Annotated in this window: 20 protein-coding genes; 9 read left to right on the top strand and 11 right to left on the bottom strand. The window is 43.9% G+C overall.

The window, feature by feature from the left end; all coding sequences use genetic code 11:
• Together phnC and phnE are read left to right on the top strand one after the other, a co-directional pair.
• Nucleotides 1-801, top strand: a complete 801-nt coding sequence (phnC, locus tag QWZ05_RS05365) for a phosphonate ABC transporter ATP-binding protein (RefSeq protein WP_290297034.1) — start codon at nt 1-3, stop codon at nt 799-801.
• A complete protein-coding gene (phnE, locus tag QWZ05_RS05370; RefSeq protein WP_264876801.1) occupies nt 761-1,564 on the top strand; it encodes a phosphonate ABC transporter, permease protein PhnE in 804 nt (267 codons plus the stop codon). The genes phnC and phnE overlap by 41 nt, the downstream gene beginning before the upstream one ends.
• A 60-nt stretch (nt 1,565-1,624) precedes the next feature.
• On the opposite strand, the gene QWZ05_RS05375 is transcribed toward phnE, so the two are convergent.
• The gene (locus tag QWZ05_RS05375; RefSeq protein ID WP_290297132.1) at nt 1,625-2,929 is read right to left on the bottom strand and encodes an MATE family efflux transporter; all 1,305 of its coding nucleotides are present in this window, start codon (nt 2,927-2,929) and stop codon (nt 1,625-1,627) included.
• A 181-nt stretch (nt 2,930-3,110) separates the two neighbouring features.
• Nucleotides 3,111-3,827 carry a FadR/GntR family transcriptional regulator gene (locus QWZ05_RS05380; RefSeq protein WP_264876802.1) on the bottom strand — a complete coding sequence of 239 codons (717 nt, stop codon included), beginning with the start codon at nt 3,825-3,827 and terminating at the stop codon, nt 3,111-3,113.
• A gap of 601 nt (nt 3,828-4,428) precedes the next feature.
• On the opposite strand from QWZ05_RS05380, the gene QWZ05_RS05385 reads away from it, so the two are divergent.
• The 3 genes from QWZ05_RS05385 to QWZ05_RS05395 all read left to right on the top strand — a co-directional run bounded on the left by QWZ05_RS05385 (nt 4,429) and on the right by QWZ05_RS05395 (nt 7,894).
• Nucleotides 4,429-5,148, top strand: a complete 720-nt coding sequence (locus QWZ05_RS05385) for a FadR/GntR family transcriptional regulator (RefSeq protein ID WP_290297037.1) — start codon at nt 4,429-4,431, stop codon at nt 5,146-5,148.
• A gap of 167 nt (nt 5,149-5,315) precedes the next feature.
• Entirely contained in the window at nt 5,316-7,178 is a 1,863-nt protein-coding gene (locus QWZ05_RS05390; RefSeq protein WP_290297038.1) for a DUF294 nucleotidyltransferase-like domain-containing protein, read from the top strand.
• Nucleotides 7,178-7,894 (top strand): 3'-5' exonuclease, encoded by a 717-nt coding sequence (locus tag QWZ05_RS05395; protein WP_264876805.1) that lies wholly within the window; start codon nt 7,178-7,180, stop codon nt 7,892-7,894. Before QWZ05_RS05390 ends, QWZ05_RS05395 begins: the two co-directional genes overlap by 1 nt.
• Nucleotides 7,895-7,975: 81 nt before the next feature.
• Here QWZ05_RS05395 and QWZ05_RS05400 read toward each other — a convergent pair whose 3' ends face one another.
• The 5 genes from QWZ05_RS05400 to QWZ05_RS05420 all read right to left on the bottom strand — a co-directional run bounded on the left by QWZ05_RS05400 (nt 7,976) and on the right by QWZ05_RS05420 (nt 12,432).
• Nucleotides 7,976-9,469, bottom strand: coding sequence for a tripartite tricarboxylate transporter permease (locus tag QWZ05_RS05400; RefSeq protein WP_264876806.1), 1,494 nt, complete (start codon nt 9,467-9,469; stop codon nt 7,976-7,978).
• 9 nt (nt 9,470-9,478) lie between these two features.
• Nucleotides 9,479-9,922: a tripartite tricarboxylate transporter TctB family protein gene (locus QWZ05_RS05405; protein WP_264876807.1), complete on the bottom strand. Its 444-nt coding sequence runs from the start codon at nt 9,920-9,922 to the stop codon at nt 9,479-9,481.
• A gap of 76 nt (nt 9,923-9,998) precedes the next feature.
• Complete coding sequence (locus tag QWZ05_RS05410; RefSeq protein WP_264876808.1) at nt 9,999-10,925, bottom strand: tripartite tricarboxylate transporter substrate binding protein; 927 nt, start codon at nt 10,923-10,925, stop codon at nt 9,999-10,001.
• Nucleotides 10,926-10,950: 25 nt separating this feature from the next.
• Entirely contained in the window at nt 10,951-11,421 is a 471-nt protein-coding gene (locus tag QWZ05_RS05415; RefSeq protein WP_289963697.1) for a hypothetical protein, read from the bottom strand.
• A gap of 327 nt (nt 11,422-11,748) precedes the next feature.
• Nucleotides 11,749-12,432, bottom strand: coding sequence for an oligogalacturonate-specific porin KdgM family protein (locus tag QWZ05_RS05420; protein WP_264876810.1), 684 nt, complete (start codon nt 12,430-12,432; stop codon nt 11,749-11,751).
• Between the two features lie 432 nt (nt 12,433-12,864).
• Between QWZ05_RS05420 and QWZ05_RS05425 the strand changes: the two genes are divergently transcribed.
• Nucleotides 12,865-13,782, top strand: a complete 918-nt coding sequence (locus QWZ05_RS05425) for a polysaccharide lyase family 7 protein (protein ID WP_290297046.1) — start codon at nt 12,865-12,867, stop codon at nt 13,780-13,782.
• Between the two features lie 347 nt (nt 13,783-14,129).
• Here the strand turns inward: QWZ05_RS05425 and QWZ05_RS05430 are convergent, their stop codons facing one another.
• Both QWZ05_RS05430 and QWZ05_RS05435 read right to left on the bottom strand, forming a co-directional pair.
• Nucleotides 14,130-14,855 carry an oligogalacturonate-specific porin KdgM family protein gene (locus tag QWZ05_RS05430; protein ID WP_264876812.1) on the bottom strand — a complete coding sequence of 242 codons (726 nt, stop codon included), beginning with the start codon at nt 14,853-14,855 and terminating at the stop codon, nt 14,130-14,132.
• Between the two features lie 507 nt (nt 14,856-15,362).
• Nucleotides 15,363-17,267, bottom strand: coding sequence for a methyl-accepting chemotaxis protein (locus QWZ05_RS05435; RefSeq protein ID WP_290297049.1), 1,905 nt, complete (start codon nt 17,265-17,267; stop codon nt 15,363-15,365).
• A gap of 989 nt (nt 17,268-18,256) precedes the next feature.
• Here QWZ05_RS05435 and QWZ05_RS05440 point away from each other — a divergent pair.
• From QWZ05_RS05440 to QWZ05_RS05450, 3 genes are all read left to right on the top strand, one after another.
• Entirely contained in the window at nt 18,257-18,580 is a 324-nt protein-coding gene (locus QWZ05_RS05440) for a hypothetical protein (protein WP_290297051.1), read from the top strand.
• A gap of 408 nt (nt 18,581-18,988) precedes the next feature.
• The gene (locus QWZ05_RS05445) at nt 18,989-20,770 is read left to right on the top strand and encodes a sodium:solute symporter family protein (RefSeq protein ID WP_264876815.1); all 1,782 of its coding nucleotides are present in this window, start codon (nt 18,989-18,991) and stop codon (nt 20,768-20,770) included.
• Nucleotides 20,771-20,870: 100 nt separating this feature from the next.
• Entirely contained in the window at nt 20,871-22,490 is a 1,620-nt protein-coding gene (locus tag QWZ05_RS05450; RefSeq protein WP_290297054.1) for a polysaccharide lyase 6 family protein, read from the top strand.
• 70 nt (nt 22,491-22,560) lie between these two features.
• On the opposite strand, the gene sigZ is transcribed toward QWZ05_RS05450, so the two are convergent.
• Together sigZ and QWZ05_RS05460 are read right to left on the bottom strand one after the other, a co-directional pair.
• On the bottom strand, nt 22,561-23,103 hold the full coding sequence (sigZ, locus tag QWZ05_RS05455; RefSeq protein ID WP_290297056.1) for an RNA polymerase sigma factor SigZ: 543 nt from the start codon (nt 23,101-23,103) through the stop codon (nt 22,561-22,563).
• Nucleotides 23,104-23,130: 27 nt separating this feature from the next.
• Entirely contained in the window at nt 23,131-23,826 is a 696-nt protein-coding gene (locus tag QWZ05_RS05460) for a glutathione S-transferase family protein (RefSeq protein ID WP_290297059.1), read from the bottom strand.
• Between the last annotated feature and the right edge of the window lie 39 nt (nt 23,827-23,865).

The raw sequence follows: 23,865 nt of genomic DNA on the forward strand, positions 1-23,865 counted from the left end.
ATGCGTCTTGACGTCGTTGATTTAAAGAAAACCTACAGCGATGGTACGCAAGCACTTAACGGGCTCAGCTTCAGTGTTGAGCCCGGTGAAGGCGTCATCATTCTAGGTCATAATGGGTGTGGTAAATCCACCCTTATGAAGTGCTTAACCGGTATAGAACCTATCACCTCTGGCAAAATCATTTTAGATGGTACCGACTTAACAAGCGCGCCAAACAGAGAGCTTCGAGCATTAAGACAGCGTATTGGCTGTGTCTTCCAGAAATTCAATATGGTTGGCAATCTGAGTGTGTTGCAAAACGTACTGTTTGGCATGATGGGTAAGAAAGGCTATTGGTCTTGTAATACCCTGACGGCTTCAAAAGTCGATCGTCACCGTGCAATGGATGCGCTTGATCGCGTGGGGCTTGCTCATCTAGCAGGTCGTCGTACCGACACCTTATCGGGTGGCCAGCAACAACGTGTCGCCATTGCGCGAATGCTGATGCAAGATGCGGAAGTCGTTTTTGCTGATGAGCCAGTTGCCAGTCTTGACCCTAAAGCCGGTCATGAAGTCATGGAACTGCTTTGGTCAGTGATCAAAGAGCGCAATATGTCTGTGATTTGTGTTTTGCACCAGATCGAATTTGCACGTGAGTTTGGCGAACGCTTTGTTGGTCTCAACTCGGGTCAACTGACATTTGATTCCGCTGCAAAAGACATTTCAGATCAAGATATTGAACAGTTATACCAAATTAAACCTCCAGTAGTGACGAGTACAAATGAACAGCCAATCAGCCAAACTCAACTCTCTCCCGCCTAGATTTGAGGCACCCTCAATCTTTACTTGGGTGATCGCTCTGGTACTGATTGCTTTTTTTGTGAATGGTTTTGCCTCTGCAAATATCACCACAGGTCGACTCACAAATGGTGTGTCCAATCTGGGGATCTTCTTAGGCGATGCGTTCCCACCGAACTTTAGTCGTGTTGATGTCATTGCTAAGGCAATGCTAGAAACCTTCCAAATGGCGATCGTCGGTGTAGTATTCGGCGTCATCTTCAGCTTACCGATGGCTTTGCTGTGCGCGCGTAACACCACCCCTCACCCAATAGTGCGAATGATTGCCGTGAACGTGGTTTCTACCTTCCGTACCATTCCTGATCTTGTGTGGGCGTTGGTGTTCGTGATTGCCGTAGGTCTAGGGCCACTAGCAGGTATCTTAGCGATTGTGATGGATACCATTGGTTTCTGTGCGCGCTTCTTTGCAGAACGTATCGAAGAGATCGACCCAGGACCAAGCCGAGCGTTAAATGCGATAGGTGCTAAGCGCAGTAGCGTCGTGATGGGTGCTGTGATTCCAGAATGTTTACCTTCGTTTGTTGCCACCAGCTTGTTCTCGGTAGAAAAAGCTGTGCGAAGTGCGGTGGTCTTGGGCCTAGTCGGCGCAGGTGGCATTGGTGTTGAGCTTTCAGCGTCAATGAACTTGTTCCGATATGACCAAGCGCTTACGGTTATCTTAGCCATACTGGTTGTGGTAATCGGTGTAGAGCGTGTTTCTGGCATGATTCGTCGTAAGATCATGTAACCCTTACCGATTGATACACAAACGCCGAGTTCATTATGAACTCGGCGTTACCTAGCTCAGTTAATCATAGAGCAGCTTATCAGCTTTATCTTGATCAAACTCTTTCACTGCCTGACGCGCAAGGTGGCGAAACGGCAGCATCTTAACGATCTCTTCAAATGGCATCACGGCAAATGCCCAAAAAATCGATCCGTCAAAAACGAAAATGATCAATGCGCACAATGGAATGGATACTATCCACTGACCAGTGAAGTTGACCTTGAACACTTCCGTCGTTTTCCCCAACGCACGCAGAGCATGACCGTGTACGGTGTTATAGCCACGGACTAATGGTAAGAAGATATACAGTGGTGCAATGGTCGCCAGTGCAACGTATGTGGAATCATCGAGATCGGGATAGATATCGGTAATGAAGTAACTGAGTATCAAAAAGAACACACAAGAGACGACTGAAATGCCGACGGCCATGTCGATACTGACATTGAGCTTCTTATCGAGATCTTTGAGGTCGCGCGAGCCTATCGCTTGACTTAAAGAGATGGCCGATGAGTGAGCCCATGCTGTGATAAACTGTGTGCCCGCTTTAATCCACGGCATCATAATCGTAATCGCTACATAAGCGTTAATGTTCAACTGTGAGTAAAGTAGCTGATAGATGGTTGCACCGATAGCCAGCATCGTCACATTAGCCGCAACTGGGAATATCTCTTTGAAGTGGTTGACGATGTTACTCTTCATCGAAGCATCTAGCTCACGCGTAGACACCTGAATATTCGGGTCAATCTTCATGCAGTAGCAAAGAAACGCTAATCGAACCAGAATCGCCACCAAACTACCCAGTGCCGCGCCCGTCACGCCGAAGCCTTCAAAGCCAGCAAAACCATAGATCAAGAAATATGACATCAAGCCATTCAGTGGCATCTCAATCAAATACCCTTTAAATGGTACTTTGGTGCGCCCAACAGCATTGAACAGTGCAATAATGACCTGAGTAATGGCATTGAGAAGCACGATGTGGATCGCAACCGAAAGGTATTGCTGCGTTGTGGCTAACAAGCTCTTATCATCAGTCAACGCACCAATAAGCGATGCATCAAAGACTTGAATTAGTGTCCAAAACAGTAACGCCACTAAAAAGTTGATGGCCATACCAGCCCAGAAGCCGCGATTCAATGACGCATTGACGCCAGCGCCTACCGCTCGGCTAAGTACTAACTGCGTACCATTTGCCAATGCCATTTGAATACCCATAACAAAGGCAACAATGGTGGTCGCGATGCCGAGTGCAGCAAGAGAGATTTCACCTAATGGAGATACCAGTAGGGTATCGATCATTAACATCGACTGCATGAGCAGTGCGTTCATGGCCAAAGGCCATGCAAGAGACAGGTTCTTTTTTACGTAAGACTTGGTTGCCGACATACCATACCTAATCGTGTATTTTACAAACGACAACTGCTCCAGAAGGAGCAGTTGTTAATCTTAATCAATCCCTTGAGCACCATGCGCAATTGGAATGCGCAGTGGGTATTATCCGTTCAGGGTATTATCCGTTCACAACACGTGCGAGTCGTTGATTATCATCATTAAGTAGTGCGTGTGAAGCCATACGAGCTTCATCACTGCGACCAGCCATAATGGCATCATAAATCGCTTGGTGCTCTTCTAGACAGAATCGACCGCCTTCTACTGACTCATCAATGAACTGCTTGAAAATTGTCTCTAAAATATTGCCAAAAGGTAAGTAGAACTGATTTCCTGTCGACATAAAGATCGTCTGATGAAACAAATGATCGTTCACTGTCCATTCATCATAATCAAAGGTGTTCGCCGCAATCGTCATCTTTTGGAAGATAATTGATAGCTCTTTACGCTGCTCTGCCGTTGCACCAATCGCCGCCAACGCACACGCTTCCGGTTCAATTGCTTTGCGTAAACCTAGGAACTGCGCCAAAAACGGCTCAGTATCTTCAAGGTCAAGAATCCACTCTAGCAGTTGTGGATCAAGAAAATGCCATTGACCTCTTGGACGTACCGTAGTGCCCACCTTAGGGCGAGACTCTATCAGGCCTTTGGCCGATAATAACTTTGTCGATTCACGCAATGCTGTACGGCTTACGCCAAACGCTTCACATAGCTCCACTTCATTGGGTAGCTTTTCGCTTTCACTCAACTTACCTGACAAGATTTGACGAGCAATTTGTCTAGCAACCTGAACATGAATCTTGCGACTGGAATTTTCTACAAGAGAAAAAATCGCCATAACAATGCTCCTGAATAATATCAATTTGAGTCGTAATCAAATGGTGTTATTTCACTAACGACTCAAATTGATACTAGTTTTAACCAACGACTATCCCATTGTTTAAAATAGGAAAGATCACAAAAAGCCAGACGATGCTGGCCTAAGGGCGAACGCTTATTATCGATATATTGACCGAACGCCTTAGACATTCATCAACGATAATTTTTCGCTATGACTATCACTTACAAAATAAATAATACAATATGATCTATGTTATGCAAGTCTGTTTGTCTCAGAAGTGGATGAATTTCACTATTTCGAAGGGTTCTAACCTCCTAGACTGTGAACTCGATCATCTTTGTCCATAGGAGCTGTGTGGATATTGGTCGACAGAAAATCACATTTTTTTATTTCCGTCACGATAATGACATTTATTATCACTTAGATATTGAATCAATTGATGATTTATAAATCAAAAGTACTACTCATTACATTCGTTACGTCACACAAAATTAGTTTACCATGCGTTCAAGCTTTATATTTATTGGTGCACTACATAGCTAGTGTTATACTTTCATTAAATAATACATAAATCACTAAATCGAAGTAAGAATAAGTTATGGCAAGCGCATTTAACTCTATTTCTGGTTCTAAACGCAGCCTCCATGTTCAAGTTGCTCGTGAAATCGCACGTGGCATTTTGTCAGGAGAACTACCAGAAGGCTCTATTCTCCCAGGTGAGATGGCGCTTTGCGAACAATTTGGTATCAGCCGCACGGCTTTACGTGAAGCAGTCAAGCTTTTGACCTCGAAAGGTTTACTTGAATCTCGCCCTAAAGTGGGAACACGTGTTATTCACCGTGCTTACTGGAACTTCCTTGATCCACAGTTAATTGAGTGGATGGACGGTTTAACCGATCCTGATCAGTTCTGTTTCCAATTCTTGGGCCTGCGTCGTGCTATTGAGCCGGAAGCTTGTGCTCTGGCAGCTTCGCACGCAACCGCGGAGCAACGCATTGAACTGTCAGAAACATTCCAACGCATGGTAGAGATCGCCGAAGCTGAAACGTTCGACCAACAACGCTGGATGGAAGTGGACACTCAGTTCCACAGCTTGATCTTCAACGCGACAGGCAATGACTTCTACCTCCCGTTTGGTAACATCCTAACCACGATGTTCGTTAACTTCATTGCGCACTCTTCTGAAGAGGGCAACACATGTATCAACGAACACCGTCAAATTTATGATGCGATCATGGCAGGTAATGCCGATAAAGCACGCAGCGCCTCTGCACAGCATCTAATTGCACACAAACACCGTTTACCTGAAGCAAGTTAATCGCTTTAGTTACACAAGTTGATTGATAAAAGCACGCTTAATAGCGTGCTTTTTTGTATTCAAGCTAAGCTAAAAGAGCGAGGTCTCTGTTTTAATAACTTTTCATGTACATAAAAAGCACAGCTATATAAGATATATAATATTACAAATTAAATTGAGCTCACATTATGAATGATTCCCTTCTTCCCAACATTATTCAGTTCATTAGTCAGATAGACCCTTTCGACAAAGTACCCAAAAGTGCCCTACGTGAGCTCTCTTCAGAGATAGAGATCACTTATTTAGCTAAAGGGGAAACTATCGAGCTAGGTTGTGAAGGTAAGAAGAAGTCGCTTTATGTCATTCGTACTGGTTCAATGGAGCAACGTAAAGCGGATGGTGTGCTGCGTGCTCGACTTGGCCCAGAGGATCTCTTCGGATTTACATTTTTAGCTCAAGACATTGATAACAATGAAGAATACCATGCAACTGCGATAGAGAATTCGTTGGTGTACATTGTTCCTCATACCGCTCTGCAAAAGCTATTTAAGACACACCCTGAATGTGCTGAGCACTTCGCTTCTCAAGCTCAGGTTCGCCTAAAGTCTGCCCTTGATGTGGTTTGGTCGAACAAAGAGAAAGGTCTGTTCATTCGTCGTGTCGATGAAGTGGCAAGCGGACGCGTCGCGGTAGTGACATCCGATCAATCGATTCAATCAGTGGCTAACGAGATGCTCGTTCAGCGCTCGCCTTGTGCAGTGATCTATGAGAACGATGAAATTGTCGGCTTGATTACCGACCGGGATATGACCAAGCGTGTAATTGCTCAGCGTACCAGCATTGACAGCCCAATTGTAGATGTGATGACTCACTCCCCTCTTACGGTTAAACCGGACGACTTAGTGATGCATGCTGCCTCGATGATGATGCAGTTCAACATCCGCAACTTACCGATGGTCAAAGACAATAAGGTTGTGGGTCTATTAACCACCAGCCACCTAGTACAGAACCACCGTGTACAAGCCATCTTCCTAATTGAAAAGATTAAGTATGCAGGTAGCGTAAAGTCGTTGGCTTCTTTCTCATCTGAACGTCAGGCAATTTTTGAGGCGTTGGTTGAAGGACGCGTGTCGCCTGAAGTGGTCGGTAAAGTAATGACGATGATCATGGATGCGTATACGCGTCGTCTCATCCAGATCGCTATTGATAAGCTGGGTCCACCACCTTGTGATTTTGCATGGCTAGTAGCAGGCTCTCATGCTCGTAACGAAGTTCATATGCTATCTGACCAAGACAGTGCGATTGTTTTGGCTGACGATGCCACTGAAAGTGACCGCATCTACTTCAGTCATTTAGCGATGATGGTTTCCAATGGCCTTGCAAGTTGTGGATACCCATTGTGCCCAGGTAAATACATGGCGGCGACGCCAAAATGGTGTCAGCCACTCAGTGTATGGAAACACTACTACAAAAAATGGGTAGCGAACCCTGAGTATGAACGACTGTTGAATATCAGTGTTTTCTTAGAGATTCGTTCAATTTACGGCAACAGTGAGTTTGAAACCATATTACGTGATGAACTGCACCGTAATATCCGTGAAAACCGTGAGTTCTTAGCAATGTTGGTCAATGACTCGGTCACAACGAGTCCACCACTCGGTATCTTCAACAAGTTAGTACTCGAGAAATCGGGTGAGAACAAAAAGACACTCAATATCAAGCGCTATGCGATCAACCTTATTATCGATTTGGCACGTATCTATGGCCTTGCATCCGAATGTGAAGTCTCTGCTACGGACGAGCGCTTCAAGCATGCTTTTGAAAAAGGAGCATTAAGTGAAGACTCTTATCGCAATATTATCGGGGCATATCAGTTCATCTTATCTGTTCGCTTTAATCACCAATTAGAAGCGCTCAAAACAGGTGGTGAAGCCGATAACAACATCAACCCAGACAGTTTTGGTAGCTTTGAACGTGGGCACTTAAAAGATGCTTTCCGTATCATCGCCGATCTGCAAGAGGCTGCGAAAGTTCGCTTTGGAGTTCGTTAATGAAGTCAATATTGCGCTATTTTCACCCCCTAGAACAACTGCGCCGCAAGCGTGAAGCCTTCTTAGACGCTGGTCATATTCCAGCGTCCTTTATGGACAACATCCAAGCTTCTGTTCCAGAGGTCAATGACCTTGTTGCTGATCAGCCTTTCATTATCTTAGATTTCGAAACGACAGGCCTAGATAGCGATTCGGATCTAATTCTTTCGATGGGGTGGGTTGAGATGCACAACAACAAAATTGACCTTGCCACCACTCAGCACCTCTATATCAATAGTGATTCGCAAATCAAACCAGAAACGGCGGTGATCAATCACATCACGCCGCAAATGCTCTCTGAAGGTGTGTCGATTCATGATGCGATGATGACATTCTTTAAAGCAGCAGCGGGCAAAATTGTCGTGGCACATGGCTGTGTGGTGGAAGAGAGCTTTCTCAACCGCTATCTGGCCTCCCAATACCACATTAGTGAGTTTCCTCTATTGTGGGTTGATACCATGCATCTCGAGAAGAGCTTGGCGAAAGCCATCAACCAAGATGCAGATATTGATATCACTTTATCCGGGGCAAGAGCACGTTATGGCCTGCCTGAGTATCAGACCCACAATGCCCTTGCCGATGCTGTTTCAACCGCGGAGTTACTTCTAGCGATCATTAAACGCTTGAAACCGGATAACTCATTGCATATAGGCACACTCTACAAGCTCAGCCACTAACTATTTTTAATCCACTCAAAAAACCAAAAAAGCTCGGGAACAATCAATCCCCGAGCTTTTTATTTAGAGCAGTTCAACCCATTAGCTGTGCTTTTCAGTCAAACTTTGCTTCTTTTTCATACGCAAAGTTGAGTACACAGAGAAAATCGCTAACAACACGAATGCTAACGCTATTGGACGCTCATACAAGAAAGACCAGCTACCATCATACATCAACAAAGACTTACGCAAGTTCGTTTCAGCCATTGGGCCTAAGATAATTGCGAGTAAGATTGGTGATGACGGGATCTCCATCTTGGTTAAGAAGAATCCAAGTAGACCAAATGAAATCGCAACACCCACATCAAAGATCGAGTTGTTGATCGCATAAGCACCGACAACGGATAAGAAGATGATCACCGGGATCATTATCAGTTTCGGCACTTCGATAATGCGGCAGAAGAAGCGAATACCGACAAGGCCAACCACTAACATCAGCAGGTTTGCTACCAGCATCGAGCTAAAAACACCGTAAACGATATCTGGGTTTTGCGTGAACAGCAGAGGGCCCGGAGTCAGACCTTGGACAATCAATGCACCAAGCAGTACTGCTGCCGTTGCATCACCCGGCACACCCAATGTTAATAATGGAACCAAAGAACCACCCGTTACGCCATTGTTACCCGCCTCAGCAGCTGCCAAGCCTCGCACAGAGCCTTTACCAAACTCATCTGGGTTCTTAGACGAACGTTTCGCTTCGTTGTAACAAACAAACGCGGAGATATCAGCACCCGCCCCCGGTACAGAACCGATTGCTGTACCCATCGCACCACTTTTTACTGCGGTAGGTAACATCTCTTTGATGTCTGATTTGCTCAGCAATTTATGGTCAAACTTGGTCGCTTTGACTTGTTTCTCTTTATGCAGTTTCTCTAGTTGGTTCAATGCTTCTGATAGCGCAAACAAACCGATCAATACGGGAATTACGTTGATACCGCTATACAGATCCATCACGCCAAAAGTGAAGCGCGGCACACTACTGATTGGGTCTAAACCTACCGTTGCAACTAGCAAACCAATCGTACCCGCTAAAAGACCTTTTAGAATATTCTTAGAAGAGACACTGGCAATAATAGTTAGACCAAAAAGAGCCAGAGCGAAATATTCCGGCGCATTGAAGCGTAGAGCAAAGGTTGCCAGCTTTGGCGCAATCGCGATCAATACAATGGTACTGATCAAGCCACCGATGAAAGAAGCTACTGCAGAGATACTCAGCGCACGTGCCGCCTGCCCCTTTGTCGCCATCGTATGACCATCAAGCACAGTGGCTGCGGACGCGGGAGTGCCCGGGGTTTTTAGTAGAATTGCGGCAATTGAACCACCGTAGATACCACCGATATAGACACCAATCAGCATCACAAGCGCAGAGGTTGGCTCCATACCAAAGGTAAACGGCAATAGTATCGCCACCCCCATAGTCGCTGTTAGACCGGGTAATGCACCTAAAATAATTCCGCCCAAGACACCAAACACCAGTACCGGTAATACAGCCGGGCTCATTGCGGTGCCCAAACCATCAATTAAATACTCAAACATGATAGCCTCCTACATCCAGCTTGCTTCAGGTAGAGCGATATAGAACACCTGACCAAACAGGTAATACACAGTGAAAACAAAACCAAGCCCAATAGCGTAATACAGTGGCTTTTTCACTTTAAAGAAAATCAGATAAGCGACAAAGGCAATGAGACTGGCATATAGATAGCCAAGAAAGTTAATTGCTACCGCATAAGTAATAAGATAACCGATACCAAACAGAGACATTTTGGTAATAAGCGGCCCATCCGCTTTATCGATTCCTTTTAATTTCTGTTGAACAAGTAGTGCAATACAAATCACAATTTGCATCACCACGATTAACGTTGGGAAAAAACTCGCATCGACACTCGCGTCTTGATACATAGGACTGTCGAACTGAGAAATCAGCCATAACGCGATGCCGGCAAAGAGAATAACGATAGATGGAAACACGACATTTCGATTGACCATAGACTTACCTCAAAAACTACAAATGGTACAAAGGGAAAAGCAGTGCGGCACCTTTCGGTGCCGCGGTAATCAATAATTATTTAATCAACGTTGCGAGAGATTTCGTGTCTTGCTCAACAAAATCTGTGAACGATTGTGCGTCAAGGTTATGAATCGTCATCGCACCTTTTTGCATGAACTCTTTGAATTCAGCAGAAGCCATTGCTTCATCAAATGCGTTGCCTAAAACTTCGATGATCTCATCTGGCGTATCTTTCGGTGCGCCGATACCACGCCATGTACCCGTTACCACATCAATGCCTTGCTCTTTCAGCGTCGGAACATCAGGGATGTACTCGATACGCTCTTCAGACATGACGCCTAGCGCTTTAAGCTGGCCAGAACGCAACTGAGCAATCGCCTCGCCCGGAGTCACCATAGTCACATCAGTGTGCTTGCCCAGTACTGCTGGGATCGCTTCAGATGCGCCGTTGTATGGGATCGCGTTCATTTTGATGTCTTGGTCTTTTTCAAGAGACATCAAGTAAAAGTTTGGCGCAGCCGTTGATGCAAACTTCACGCTGCCAGGGTTCTCTTTCGCGTCTTTGATTAAGTCATTAATCGTGTTGTAAGGGCTATCTTTCGATACCAATACCACTGCTGGGTCAAGGTTAACCAGTCGAATCAGTTTGAAATCGTCTGCTGTGTGACGCATCAAGCCCATTTGTGGCAGCGATGCAATCTCACGTGTCACAACTGTCAAGGTATAACCATCTGCACGCTGCTGCGCACCAAAACTCATACCTACTGCACCTGCACCACCAGTGCGGTTAACAATTGAGATGTTCTGCCCCAGCACATCTTTCGCGCTGTTAGCTAATGTACGGCCAACCGCATCCGTACCACCACCTGCACCAAATGGCACCACTAGGCGAATATTCTTAGTCGGGTAATCTGCAGCGAAGGTTGTTGCTGAAGCGAGAATGCCTGCGGCAACCATGAGAGATTTTAGTAATTTACTCATAATGTAGACCTTTTGAATTAGATAGTTATCGGTATGTTTGTGTAGGGTTTTCTATTTTTTGTGTTTGGTATTCGTGCATCATCAGCTGCTCGATAGCCAAGGCAATCCAACTACTGATCAACATGTCGTACCATTGTTGAACTCCGCTGCAAGCAACCACGATGTTGCCGTAAACGAACGAGCCATAAAAAAGCACGTCCTCTTCGCGAAGTGAGCTTGGGTGAATCTGTTGCAGCTGCACATTACTCGTTGACTCACGCCACGCTTGTGCTGCTTTTTTCTGTGCTAGATGATCAAAAGGAATAGTCCATGAGTCAGGATCACCTAACGAGGTTTGATAGAGAATGGCGTCTTCAAAAGAAGATTCCCAAGGTTTTAAATGCGGGTTCATCACCACGATATGCAGTTCTTGACGATTGGTGCGCTCGAATAAACGTTCGATAGAAGGTTTCACAAGCTCCACTGCATCAATGGCGATGGCTTGAATGTCTCTCATAACGGTTCCTTGTTTGTCGCTACATACTAAACATATTGTACGACAAGGAATCTCTCAATCTCGTAATTGGCAGTTTTCGCTATTGATCACGCTAGAGAATTGAATTGGTCAAAATTCGGGATTTAGATCGATTTATCGCAGGTTTTAGTGACTATCTTTCATATTTTGGTGTGTATTTTGAATAAAGGAAACCAAGAGAGATACAGCAGTTTGTGTTATTTAAAAACAACAAACTAGTGAGGAAAAATTAGGAAATGGGCACAAACTAAAAAGCTCCCTATATAAATATAGGGAGCTTTTTATCGACAGGGAATGTCTATATTAGACTTAGAAGCTGTAAGTGATACCTACACGGCTACGTAGTTGGCGGCTGCTATCTTCGCCTGCTTTTTCACATGCACTGTTACATTGAACGTTACCTAGTTCAATGTATGGACGCCAGCTCCAATCTTTTTCTTTGTAACCAATTTTGAAGTTGTAATCCCATTCGTGCTCGCCATTGTTCCATTTTTCAGCAAAAAAGTCTTCTGCGTAGTTTGCTTCAAAACCAAATTGCCAAGCATTCCAGTTGTAGTCGATGTTACCTGTCACTTTACTACGGTTCAGGTTCTCACCATCGGCAACATTACGTAGCTCATGACGGTAACGGAATTTAGTTGTGATACCGTTTTCGAATTTGTATTGAACACGTACTTGAGGTTTATATGTTGTACGACCGTTGCTACCAAATGTCACTGGCATGGCTGTTTGAATACGCCATTGCTTGTCAATGTTCCAATTGTAGCCGTATTCAAATTCATTATCTGCGCGCTCAAGTTCGTCAAGCTCACCAGAGTGTTTTGCTTCAACACCAAAATAGTGATTACCAACACCAGCACTGATTTTAATTCGACCAGCACGCTCTTCACCGCCATGCTTGTATTCTTCACGAAAATCCAGAGATGCTGCTGAAACAAGAGTGGTAGCAAGTAGGGATGCCACTGCGATAGAGGCTTTAGATAGTTTGTTCATATTCAAACCTTATATAACGTCCGTTGTGTTAATGTATGACAATTATATTAATGCTGTAGCCCGTTAATATCTGTGATAAATATCACTAAAAGTAAGGTTTATATAAGGAGATCTAAATCACATGACGACATAAGTAATTGTTATATATAATATTTATTATTAATTATGGCAATTTACATTACTTTACTTAGTGTTAGAAGTGTGACATTTGTTGAACTTTTTCTACTTATTCTGGTCACTCATGTCATTTTGTATTATCAGAAGCGCTAAAGAAAACTCAATAGAAAACCACTATTCATCTTATTTGTGATTTAGATCGTGTATAAATTGCTTTTCTTAGACCAAATCCTAGTTTTTTAAGCGACTTATTCTGTAATGTGCATCTTATCTAATCGTATTGTAAGACAAGACATGTAAATATAAGGTCATATAATGAAAGCTAAATTACTTGCTACTGCTGTTATTACTTCCCTCTCTTTCGGTGCCCATGCTGCGGATAAAATCCCTGCTGACGTATTAGACTTATCTTGCTGGAAGGTGACACTTCCGGTGTCACTCACTGGTGGTGATAAACCAACTGAATTTTCTGAACAAGAGATTGTGAATGGTGCAAACCATGATGAGTATTTTTATGTAAACGAAGCAGGTGATGGGGTTGTATTCCGCTCACCAGTAGCAGGTGTGCGTACATCAGAAAACACTAAGTACATTCGTTCAGAGCTACGTGAGATGATGCGTTGTGGTGATGAAAGCATCAGTACTCGTGGTGTAAACGGCAACAACTGGGTGTTTAGCAATAATGTATCAGAAGAGTCTCACAAACTTGCTGCTGGAGTTGATGGTACGTTAGAAGCGACACTTTCTGTAGATCATGTTACGACAACGGGCGAAATCTGGCAGCAAGGCCGTGTAATTATTGGTCAAATTCATGCTCCAAAAGACGAGCCAGTCAAGATCTACTACCGAAAACTTCCGAACCACACCACCGGATCACTTTGGATCTCTCACGAGCCCAACCGTGGTGATGACATCATCTTCCCGATGATCGGCCCAAGCAAACCAAACTACTGGCGTCAAAGCGCAAAAGATGTTCCTGAGTCATTTGATGATGGTATCGCACTAGGTGAGAAGTTCTCATACAAAATTGAGATCGAAGGCGCTGATATGACAGTAACGGTTATGCGTGATGGTAAACCTGACGTGGTTCAAAAAGTCGATATGCAAAACTCAGGTTATGAAGAAGCGGATCAGTGGATGTATTTCAAGGCGGGTGTCTACAACCAAAACCGTACTGGTGATGCTGACGACTATGTTCAAGCAACTTTCTACAAGCTGGATGTAAACCACTAATCACAAATTTGCGCTTTTAAAGCTGTTTGTATCTTTAAAGGCTATTTGTATCTCTAAAAGTAGAATGAGGCAGATAACATCCGTTACCTGCCTCATTTTTTATGCAGTAAATCAATTAGTTTCAAATCGAACGGGCTTCCTGTTTGCAATCGCGTTTGTCTTTTTCAGCCCCTTCATCAATTCAGCACTCTACTCGCGAGTCTTGTCGGTCGTCTGAGCGAATATCTCAAAGAAGAAGTGAAGCAATAGGTAGTCAAAGCGCAATTGTTTAGCACGCAAATTACTTAAGATACAAAAAAGCTCCCACCGAGGTGAGAGCTAAAAGAAATATGGACGGTTTCTTTTTATTAGAAGCTGTAAGTTAGACCTACACGGCTACGTAGTTCGCGAGTTGACTTCTCTGAAGATGTGCTTACGTCACCAAATTCAACGTAAGGTGCCCATTGGCCCATCACATAACGAACAGAAGTATTTAGCTCATAGTTTGTGTCGTCGTTATCGTAGATATCGTAACCATCGGCTTTGTACCAGTTTGCTTCGAAACCAAAGCGCCATGCATCCATAGCGTAGTTTACGTTACCGGTAATACGGTGACGACGCTGATTAGATACGTTTTCTGTGCCTAGTTCTGGACCATCTTCGCCCTCTACGATTACTGTTTTAGACGTGTTTTGACGCATGTCATAACGGTAACGTGCACTCAGGCTTAGGCCGTCAATGCTATCAAATGAGTAAGTCGCACGTACTTGTGGTTTGTATGTAATACCACCTTCACGAGCTTCAATTGGCATACCGTAAGTCATTGTCCAGTTGTCGTTTAGCTTATGACGGTAGTTAAGGCCCAGCTCCCAGCCGTTGTTTTTCAAATCTTCCATGAATTTGCCATCTTCGCCTTTGAACTTAGCTTCGATGTCGACTAAAAAGTTACCGATGCTGTCTCCCAGCTTTACACGAGTAGCGTGCTGATCAGTGTGGCTTTTAAACTCATGACGAACGTCAAGTGATGCCGCTGATACCGCTGTCGTTGCTAAAAGAGTTGCCACTGCAACAGATACTTTAGATAGTTTGTTCATGTTCAAACCTTAGGTGATACTTGTATGTGTTAATGTATGACAAATAGTTTAATGAAATATCGGTTTAGAACTGTGATGGAGCTCAATATAAATTACGTGCTACTGGATAAAGAAGATGATATTCACTCTCATTTAAAAATTAAACTACTGATAAAAATCAAATTTATCTTGGAAAATTTGCCCATGAGCAACTTTCACTTAAGTCAGATTTGTGAGCTATCACAAAATTAACAATGGAACTTAGGTCTGTTTTTAATACTTAGATATTATTTATTAACATACAGCAAAACTAAGACGATCAAACCAGCAATAAACCACGCAACATCCGTGTCACAAGGCTTGTGGGGATTTTTTAGTAAATCAAATAAAGTTGATGGCTGTAACCTGCAGCCAGGGGCGAGTGAGCTCTATTTGCGGGGGAATTTTTAGGCTTTCCTTGAACCAGCAAGTGGCAGGATCCAAGAAAAGCCTTTTGGTATGGTCACTACGATAGGTTGAGTTCAATGGCTAGATGCTGAACTGGCCTATCTGCTCGTTAACGCTTCTGTTCAGTTTTAACACCTCTTCAGACTCATCAACTTGCTGCTCACTTTTCGCATTCAACTCAATCACGAGATCGTTGATCTTATGGATATTGACATTGATACTTTGAATCACTGTGTTTTGTTCTGCCGCCGAATTAGAAATCTCTCCATTGAATTGACTGATCGTTTCAATTTGAGTGTCGAGTGTTGACAGCATACCGACTGCTCGGTCAACTTCGTCTCTGGTACTTGCACAATACGTTTTGGTCTTGTCAATCGACTGAACCAACCCACCAGACTGCTCCATTAACTTGGCCAATGCCGATTCTATTTCTGCAGTGCTAACCTGAGTTCGACTTGCCAGTGCCCTCACCTCATCAGCAACCACGGCAAACCCTCGGCCATGCTCCCCTGCTCTTGCCGCTTCAATCGAAGCATTAAGTGCTAACAAATTGGTTTGCTCTGCAATACTCCCGATCACTGTCACTATCGACTGAATGGCATTTGTTTCATTCGCCATCTCATTGATATTGTCGAATGTCACCTGAACTTGATTTTCTAATTCGATGATGTTTTCTTGCGCGAGTTCATGCACGTGTTTGGCTTGATCACTCAGTTGTTGAGCAGATTGCGCAGCTCCGGCGGCCGAATCTGTATGCTTCTCTACCACGATAGACGACTGAGATAGCTCATCGATAGCTGTCACGATCTGAGTCGTTTCACTGGTGTGGATATTTAATACTCGATTGGTGTCTTTACAACTGCTCTCGATACTTTGTGTTTTGCTATCAAGCGAACGTGAGGACTGGTTCACTTGACGCAGCATCTGTTGCAGACCATCGATGAACTGGTTTATTCCGTTGGCAATATCTGCCAAGTCATCTTTTCCTTTCACCTCTAAACGCTGAGTTAAATCACCACTGCCCGCCGATAATCCATTAATCAAAATCTTAAGAGATTTGATTGGCTGATAGATACGGTCGAGGATAAACGCTACCGCTAGCGATGCTAGTATTAACGCTGTCATGATCATCAGCAGAGCATTTTGATTCGCTTTGTCGAGTTCAGATAGCGCCAAAACCTCATCTACCACGACAATCATCTGCCAAGTTGCCTGGCTCCCTAACAACACGGGCATTGAGGTCACAAGTGAATCATGGCCATCGACTGTTTGATGCAAAAACTCACCAGATTGCAGGACACCCATTTGAAGAGATGAATCCGCTAACTGTGACTGAGGCTGAATACTCTCTATGGTCGAGGCTATCACCACGCCGCGATCATCTGCCACTACTGCTCTAGCATTGCTAATCGTCTCAAGGTCCAAAAGCTTTTCATGGACATCAGAAAATCGAATATCCGCCATGATCACGCCATCAGCAAAGGAGTACATAACACCAATCATTGGAGTTTGATCACTTTTAGTAAAGAAGACATCACTGAGTGAAAGGCCACGCGTTTGTCTCGCGTCTTGGTACCAAGGTCGCGTCCTTGGGTCGTATTTACTTTTTATTCCGACGCCATTCGGGAAAGACTCCGAAGGCCTTGAGGTAAATGAGTTGCCATCATCAAAACCGAAGACAACCTTATCTATACCACCAAACTCAGAGGCTAAGAGTGCTAACTTTTCCGTTGCAATCGTGTCTTTGGGGCTGGACACATAATGGTCTGCGAGAGCATTAACGGTTTCAATCGTTCTCTGTACAGTTTGTTCAAGCTCTTTCACTTCATTACTAAGCGAGTGATTGATTTCACCGAGAATACGATGATTGACCTGGTGGCTTAACTGGCTTTGAGACAGCATACCAACAACAAGTAAAGACAAAGCGGTTGTTACCATCGCGGCAACAATAATTTTGGATTTAAATCCCAGCCTTAAGATTTCCATTTCGGCTAGAACTCCTATTCTAATTTTTAGTGAAAGCCTCGATAAGAGACTAGTGATAGTGAACTATGAGCATGTCAGACGATGCCGGTCGACATTAAGTTAAGCTGCGCTCATCGCATCACTTGCTTGTGCTGTGAGTAAAACTTCGATTGTGTTTTATCATTCGCTCTTGTTCCTGAACTTGCTCAAAGGAACAGTCCGTCTTCGATATAAGCTTGAGTATTGAGAAATACCGCATTAACTAGACTAGAGCGGCCTGAGGCTCGAGCGGGATGGGTCATTTTTTGTCCTAATGATTTTATTATTAGTCGTACAAAATAATAATAAAGACCAAATAATGTTCTGTGAGCCAAATCTAAGTTTACACATCCTGTTACAAGCATAAAAATGACAAACACTATAAATCCATAATAATACCCATAAAAAACAAGAATTTACTTAAATGCACCCTCTGTCCGTCATCTGATAAAAGTTCAAGAAATGTGCACTAGTCAAAAAAAATTGAAATTTTACTTTATTTTTATTTGTCATACATTATGATGTACACACTGTTACGAGGTGAGCGGTGCTGTCGTTCCCTTGCCTCACTTATTTGACCTAGTGGATTGTTCATAACATCGACAGGGTCTGGTTAGGTGCTTCCGCTTAGGATGTATCGACCCGTTGAGCAAACTCCCCCTTTGCTTAACAAACAATTTGGCTGAGCTTGTTATTAGCAAGCAACAGTAACTTGGTTTCCAAGACTGTTTTAGCCATGAATTTTAAAACAACTATAAATTTTGCTGACATCCCCCAACTCAGCAACCCATACCTGCTGCGCTCACACGATACAGGCCGTGTGAGCGCTTTTTTTTTATTTTCGATCTCTGCTTTTCGTTTGCTGGATGAAATCCATCAAGACCGATTAACGCTCGCTCAGTTGTTCGTAATATTGTTTTGCTCACAAATTATACCGATTACGAATCACACAACCTCTAAAGAGCAAGATCATGAAAAAAATCACTATCACAAAAACCGTCGCATTTAGCGTGTTAACCACTTCACTCATTAGCGGAGCAGCATTTGCTAATACCAGTAATGTCTCGACGGATATTATTCAGGAAGATGCACACGTTTCTGCAGCAGATGGTCCGCAACAAGCAGCGATGAGACAAGCAGAGCATCAGCATGCTCTTGAGCAACTTGAGCGTGATGGCAATGTCGATCGCTATACAGAAACTAATGGCGTTGACCACTCTGTTCAAAGGTTGTCATCAGATTGCGAAAATGAAGCGATTCCTTCAGGCGCAAAAATCAATGAACATTGTGAGTAACCTTGTTTGAAATTGAGCAAACGGCTTTAGAGCCGTTTTCTCTTACTCAGTGTAAAACCAACACTCACATCACTTCTACTTCCCACCGGCTTCATCAATTAACGTTTAAAACCCTTTTAGGCATCCCGTTTAAGCAGTAATTTGTAGTATTTAATCAACCTAATCAAAACGCCATTTCATTTTCAACGGTATGATTACTTGGCTTCCAAAGCAGGCAAGCGTTCCTTATCTAGTATCGTCTATAAGACAATTCCCAAAGCAAAAAGAAGTAAGATCCAGATCACTTGTATGAGTAATGCGCGGGCTACAAACGCTAACTTTGTCACGTTCTTGAAATATTGTAGTACAAATAAAAATATCCATAGTTAGTATTGTTACAAGCCATTAATAATTACAGAAGGTTTCAAGATGGATCTCAATACTCTCATTGTAGGCATCTACTTCCTATTCCTTATCGCAATAGGATGGATGTTCAGAACATTTACAAGTACTACCAGTGACTACTTCCGTGGGGGCGGTAGCATGCTTTGGTGGATGGTTGGTGCAACTGCGTTTATGACTCAGTTCTCAGCTTGGACATTTACTGGTGCTGCTGGTAAAGCATACCAAGATGGTTTCGCCGTCGCGTTTATCTTCCTAGCAAACGCATTCGGTTACCTAATGAACTACCTATACTTCGCACCTAAATTCCGCCAACTTCGTGTTGTTACGGTAATTGAAGCGATTCGTATGCGTTTTGGTAAGTTCAACGAGCAAGTGTTTACTTGGTCTGGTATGCCAAACAGCGTAATCTCTGCAGGTATCTGGCTAAACGGTCTGGCTATCATTGCATCAGGCATCTTTGGTTTCGACATGACAACAACGATCATCCTAACGGGTCTAGTTGTACTAGTAATGTCGGTAACAGGTGGCTCTTGGGCGGTTATCGCATCAGACTTCATGCAGATGGTTATCATCATGGCGGTTACAGTAACGTGTGCGGTTGTAGCTATCATCCAAGGTGGCGGTGTTGGCGAAATCGTTAACAACTTCCCAGTAGATGAAGGCGCATCATTCGTTTCTGGTAACGACCTGAACTACCTAAGCATCTTTGGTCTGTGGGCATTCTTCATCTTCTTCAAGCAGTTCAGCATTACAAACAACATGCTTAACTCTTACCGTTACCTAGCAGCAAAAGACTCTAAGAACGCGAAGAAAGCAGCACTTCTAGCATGTATCCTAATGACTATGGGCCCACTAATTTGGTTCATGCCTTCATGGTTCATCGCGGGTCAAGGTGTTGACCTAGCAGCACAATACCCAGATGCTGGCTCTAAAGCAGGTGACTTTGCTTACCTATACTTCGTACAAGAATACATGCCAGCAGGTATGGTTGGTCTTCTGATTGCAGCAATGTTTGCAGCGACAATGTCTTCTATGGACTCTGGCCTAAACCGTAACTCAGGTATCTTCGTTAAGAACTTCTACGAGCCAATCCTTCGCCCTAACGCGACCGAAAAAGAGCTAGTACTAGTTTCTAAACTGACTTCGACATTCTTCGGCATCTCTATCATCCTAGTTGCCCTATTCATCAACTCTCTGAAAGGTCTAAGCCTATTCGATACGATGATGTATGTGGGTGCTCTGATTGGCTTCCCAATGACAATCCCTGCATTCTGTGGCTTCTTCATCAAGAAGACTCCAGACTGGGCTGGTTGGGGTACACTAGTTGTTGGTGGTATCGTTTCTTACTTCGTTGGTTTTGTTATCACTCCAGAGATGGTACAAGGCTGGTTTAACCTTGAGCCTCTAACTGGTCGCGAATGGTCTGACCTGAAAGTTGCTATCGGCCTAATCGCTCACCTAGTGTTCACTGCTGGCTTCTTCTGCCTAACAACTGTGTTCTACAAGCCGCTTTCTGAAGAGCGTCAAAAGAACGTGGACAAGTTCTTCGAAAACCTATCGACTCCACTTGTTGCAGAGTCTACAGAACAGAAGAAACTGGACAACAAACAGCGTCGCATGCTTGGTTCACTTATCGCAGTAGCAGGTGTTGGTGTAATGCTGATGTTCCTACTACCTAACCCACTATGGGGTCGCTTCATCTTTATACTATGTGGTGCGATTGTTATGGCGGTAGGTCTACTTCTAGTGAAAGCAGTTGACCAAACAGTAGAAGATGCACAAGCAAAAGCTGCTGAACAAAACTAATTCTAAATTAGACATTTAGTTTACTAGGCGGCCTTGCTGGGCCGCCTTTTTTAATTCCCTTAAAACTCCTGTTCCAACCAAAACAATAAGAGAACACACAATGAAAAAAACGATTCTTGCTGGTTTAATCGCTTCAATGTCTGTCGTCGGTTTGACCGCTTGTACTTCAGACAACGCTGCGGAAACTCAAACTCCCCCAACACCTGTCACCTCTGATATCTCAGTGACCGATATCACTCGTGATTACCTGTTGGCTACTGAGCGCTTAAACACTGTGGATGGCGCTGAGCTAACAGTAAAAAGTGAAGCGGAAGTTGCTGCACTTAAAGCACAAATCGAAAATGCAAAAGATGGTGCCACGATTACTATCCCAGCAGGCAAGTTTCCTCATCTCGATGTTGTGACGGTAACAGCCAACAACATCACTATCAAAGCTGAGCAAGCTGGTAGTGCTTGGTTAACCGGTCTCGTGCAGCTTGTACTAGAAGGTAACGACATCACAGTCGATGGTTTGGTCTTCACAGAAGGCGGCCCAGCCGAGCGCTTTGGTGCTATCCGTATGATGGGCGATCGTAACACGCTGCAAAACTCAACCTTCTACTACTTCAACCACGATTACGAGTATGAACCTGACGAGCGTCGTTCTGAATACCCGAAATACCTTTGGCTATCGCTATGGGGTAAAGAAGGTAAAGTGATCAACAACCAGTTTGAAGGCAAGCAGAAGCGCGGTACGTTGATCGGTGTTCAAAAGAATGAAACGCCAGATAATCACTACATTGCCCACAATATCTTCCTTGACCAGCAACAGAACCAGTTCAACGAATTGGATATCAAAGAAGCGATCCGCTACAACGGCAACAGCTGGGAAGCAATCCGTATTGGTGATTCAAAAGCGTCTCAATGGCCATCAAACTCTCAATTTGTTGATAACCTAATGATCAACATGGATGGTGAACGCGAGCTGATTTCGATTAAGTCAGGCGGAAATGTCATTGGTGGCAACACTATTTTTGAAAGTGCTGCATTGATTTCTCTACGCCACGGTAAAGCTAACGTGGTAGACAGCAACGTGATCATCGGCAACGAGAAGCGCCTAACTGGCGGTATCCGTATCTACGATGAAGATCATGTGATCAAGAATAACTACATCTCAGGCACTCGCGGTCGTGATGGTCTGATTGAAGGTAATGCGGACCTACGCGGTGGTGTGGTGATCAATACCGGTATCATTGACGTTGAAAACAATGAAGTTCTCGACCAATCAGTAAAAGGTAAAGAGCTGAACAAACAGTGGACACCGAAGAACATCACTATCAACAACAACACGCTGGTTGATACTGAGTGGGGCTTTGTGTACGGCAACCAAACACACCGAGTGAGCCTGTTCAACAACGATGTTGTTGAGACAATCTACACTGGCGTCAACATTGATTTTAATTCAAACGTGATTGATAACTCGCAGCACTCTGAGTTTGTGAGTGTTCGTGCGGTGGCTGATCACCCGCTAGTTAACGCTAGCTACTCTAACGAGTTCTATGCTGGCACGGTAACAGAAAGCGAGCAGCTTGGTGAATATTCAGCAACGCTACCGAAATCAGTAAAACTTGGTGGCTTTAATAGCTACGAAGGCGCAGGGGCAAACGTAGAAGAGCTACAAATTATCACGGCAGAAACTGCAGGCCCAGATTACCGCTTGGTTAATACGTTCCAGCGTTAATCGCACAAATAAGTTCTCCAAAATGCCTAACTAGGCGTTTATTGCCAGTCTCCTTTGGAGGCTGGCTTTTTTATTTGCAGCCACAGTCAGATTGACGCTTTTGATAGTCCATGACATTCCCCTGAGCATCGATAGAGAACTCACAACACTGGTTAAATACACCAAACAGCTTTTGTCGACTTTTCTGCACTCGAGATTTTAGCGTTGAGTACTTTATCCCCTCTTTTTTCGCAAACTCTTTCTGTGACATCCCATCAATTTCTATTGCGCGCAGAAGCTTGGCATCTTGTTCGGGTAGGCCATCGATAAAGGGGGCAACACATTGAGCGAGTTCAGTGATCAATGACACCTGCTGCTCAGCAAACCACAGATCTTCACTATGCACCTCGGCCTGACGGCCGCGTTTACGATAGAAATCGATAATCGTGTGATTAGCGATTTGAAACAGCCATGACTTTATCTTTTTCGTATCCTGAACGGTCGCTAGATTGTGATAGGTTTTGATCAATATCTCCTGCAGCAGATCATCGACATCGGCTGGGTTGGCGACATTTCTGTGCAGGAAAGCTTTAAGGCTTTGCTGATACTGCTTCCAAATGGCTTCCACATTCATAATCTAGCGACTCTCTAATGGTGATAATTAACCGCAACAACGACTCGACTGACAAGTTGAAGTAGAAACTGTCTTACCCTCTCCTAGAAAGGTTCCTTTCAAATAGAAGGCGTTAAACTTCTCGACAAAACCTTCAGATACCGACTTTTCAGCTAGGCCAGTATTAAGTAAAGCTTTTTGCCATGCTTTGACTTTAGGGAGATCTCGAAGTAAATCGTGACATGTTTCCTGTTCAATAATGGCGGCTCTGTGCAAAACAGGCAACCAGGCGATATCAACATTACTTAAGCTGTCTGATTTAAAGAATAGAGACTCACCTGATAACTGCTTTTCGACTTTACCTAACGCTTGGCGAAGTTTGCTTTCTCGCTCGAGAAGAGTTTGCTCATCTTTGCTACTCATCATGCCGCATTGCGGCAAGTAGTTCTTGCTGCCCAAGTAGCTCCATGCGCGATCTAACGCTTTTCGTTCATTGCTCACACCTTGTTCAAGTGGACCATATTCATCTTCGATATATTCGATAATTGCATCTGACTCAAACAGCGAAACACCACTTTGTGTCACCATCACAGGTACTTGACCGTTTGGCGAGATATCTAGAAACCACTGCGGCTTCTCTTTCAAGCTAATGTATTCAATCTCATACGGCAGATTACGTGCTTCTAGAGCAGCAGTAACACGTTGGACAAAAGGACAAATGGTAAAACTGACGATCTTAATCATGATAAATCCTCAAAGGTGATTATTGTTTCAATACCCTTA

The organism is Vibrio agarivorans (assembly GCF_030409635.1).
Lineage (GTDB): Bacteria > Pseudomonadota > Gammaproteobacteria > Enterobacterales > Vibrionaceae > Vibrio > Vibrio agarivorans.

Bases quoted from the DNA above. Each gene is read 5' to 3' on its own strand.
- QWZ05_RS05440 (WP_290297051.1), top strand. From the start codon at position 18,257: ATGAAAAAAATCACTATCACAAAAACCGTCGCATTTAGCGTGTTAACC.
- phnE (WP_264876801.1), top strand. From the start codon at position 761: ATGAACAGCCAATCAGCCAAACTCAACTCTCTCCCGCCTAGATTTGAG.
- QWZ05_RS05390 (WP_290297038.1), top strand. From the start codon at position 5,316: ATGAATGATTCCCTTCTTCCCAACATTATTCAGTTCATTAGTCAGATA.
- phnC (WP_290297034.1), top strand. From the start codon at position 1: ATGCGTCTTGACGTCGTTGATTTAAAGAAAACCTACAGCGATGGTACG.
- QWZ05_RS05410 (WP_264876808.1), bottom strand. From the start codon at position 10,925: ATGAGTAAATTACTAAAATCTCTCATGGTTGCCGCAGGCATTCTCGCT.
- QWZ05_RS05415 (WP_289963697.1), bottom strand. From the start codon at position 11,421: ATGAGAGACATTCAAGCCATCGCCATTGATGCAGTGGAGCTTGTGAAA.
- QWZ05_RS05385 (WP_290297037.1), top strand. From the start codon at position 4,429: ATGGCAAGCGCATTTAACTCTATTTCTGGTTCTAAACGCAGCCTCCAT.
- QWZ05_RS05450 (WP_290297054.1), top strand. From the start codon at position 20,871: ATGAAAAAAACGATTCTTGCTGGTTTAATCGCTTCAATGTCTGTCGTC.
- QWZ05_RS05420 (WP_264876810.1), bottom strand. From the start codon at position 12,432: ATGAACAAACTATCTAAAGCCTCTATCGCAGTGGCATCCCTACTTGCT.
- QWZ05_RS05405 (WP_264876807.1), bottom strand. From the start codon at position 9,922: ATGGTCAATCGAAATGTCGTGTTTCCATCTATCGTTATTCTCTTTGCC.
- QWZ05_RS05460 (WP_290297059.1), bottom strand. From the start codon at position 23,826: ATGATTAAGATCGTCAGTTTTACCATTTGTCCTTTTGTCCAACGTGTT.
- QWZ05_RS05445 (WP_264876815.1), top strand. From the start codon at position 18,989: ATGGATCTCAATACTCTCATTGTAGGCATCTACTTCCTATTCCTTATC.
- QWZ05_RS05375 (WP_290297132.1), bottom strand. From the start codon at position 2,929: ATGAACGCACTGCTCATGCAGTCGATGTTAATGATCGATACCCTACTG.
- QWZ05_RS05400 (WP_264876806.1), bottom strand. From the start codon at position 9,469: ATGTTTGAGTATTTAATTGATGGTTTGGGCACCGCAATGAGCCCGGCT.
- QWZ05_RS05395 (WP_264876805.1), top strand. From the start codon at position 7,178: ATGAAGTCAATATTGCGCTATTTTCACCCCCTAGAACAACTGCGCCGC.
- sigZ (WP_290297056.1), bottom strand. From the start codon at position 23,103: ATGAATGTGGAAGCCATTTGGAAGCAGTATCAGCAAAGCCTTAAAGCT.
- QWZ05_RS05435 (WP_290297049.1), bottom strand. From the start codon at position 17,267: ATGGAAATCTTAAGGCTGGGATTTAAATCCAAAATTATTGTTGCCGCG.
- QWZ05_RS05425 (WP_290297046.1), top strand. From the start codon at position 12,865: ATGAAAGCTAAATTACTTGCTACTGCTGTTATTACTTCCCTCTCTTTC.
- QWZ05_RS05380 (WP_264876802.1), bottom strand. From the start codon at position 3,827: ATGGCGATTTTTTCTCTTGTAGAAAATTCCAGTCGCAAGATTCATGTT.
- QWZ05_RS05430 (WP_264876812.1), bottom strand. From the start codon at position 14,855: ATGAACAAACTATCTAAAGTATCTGTTGCAGTGGCAACTCTTTTAGCA.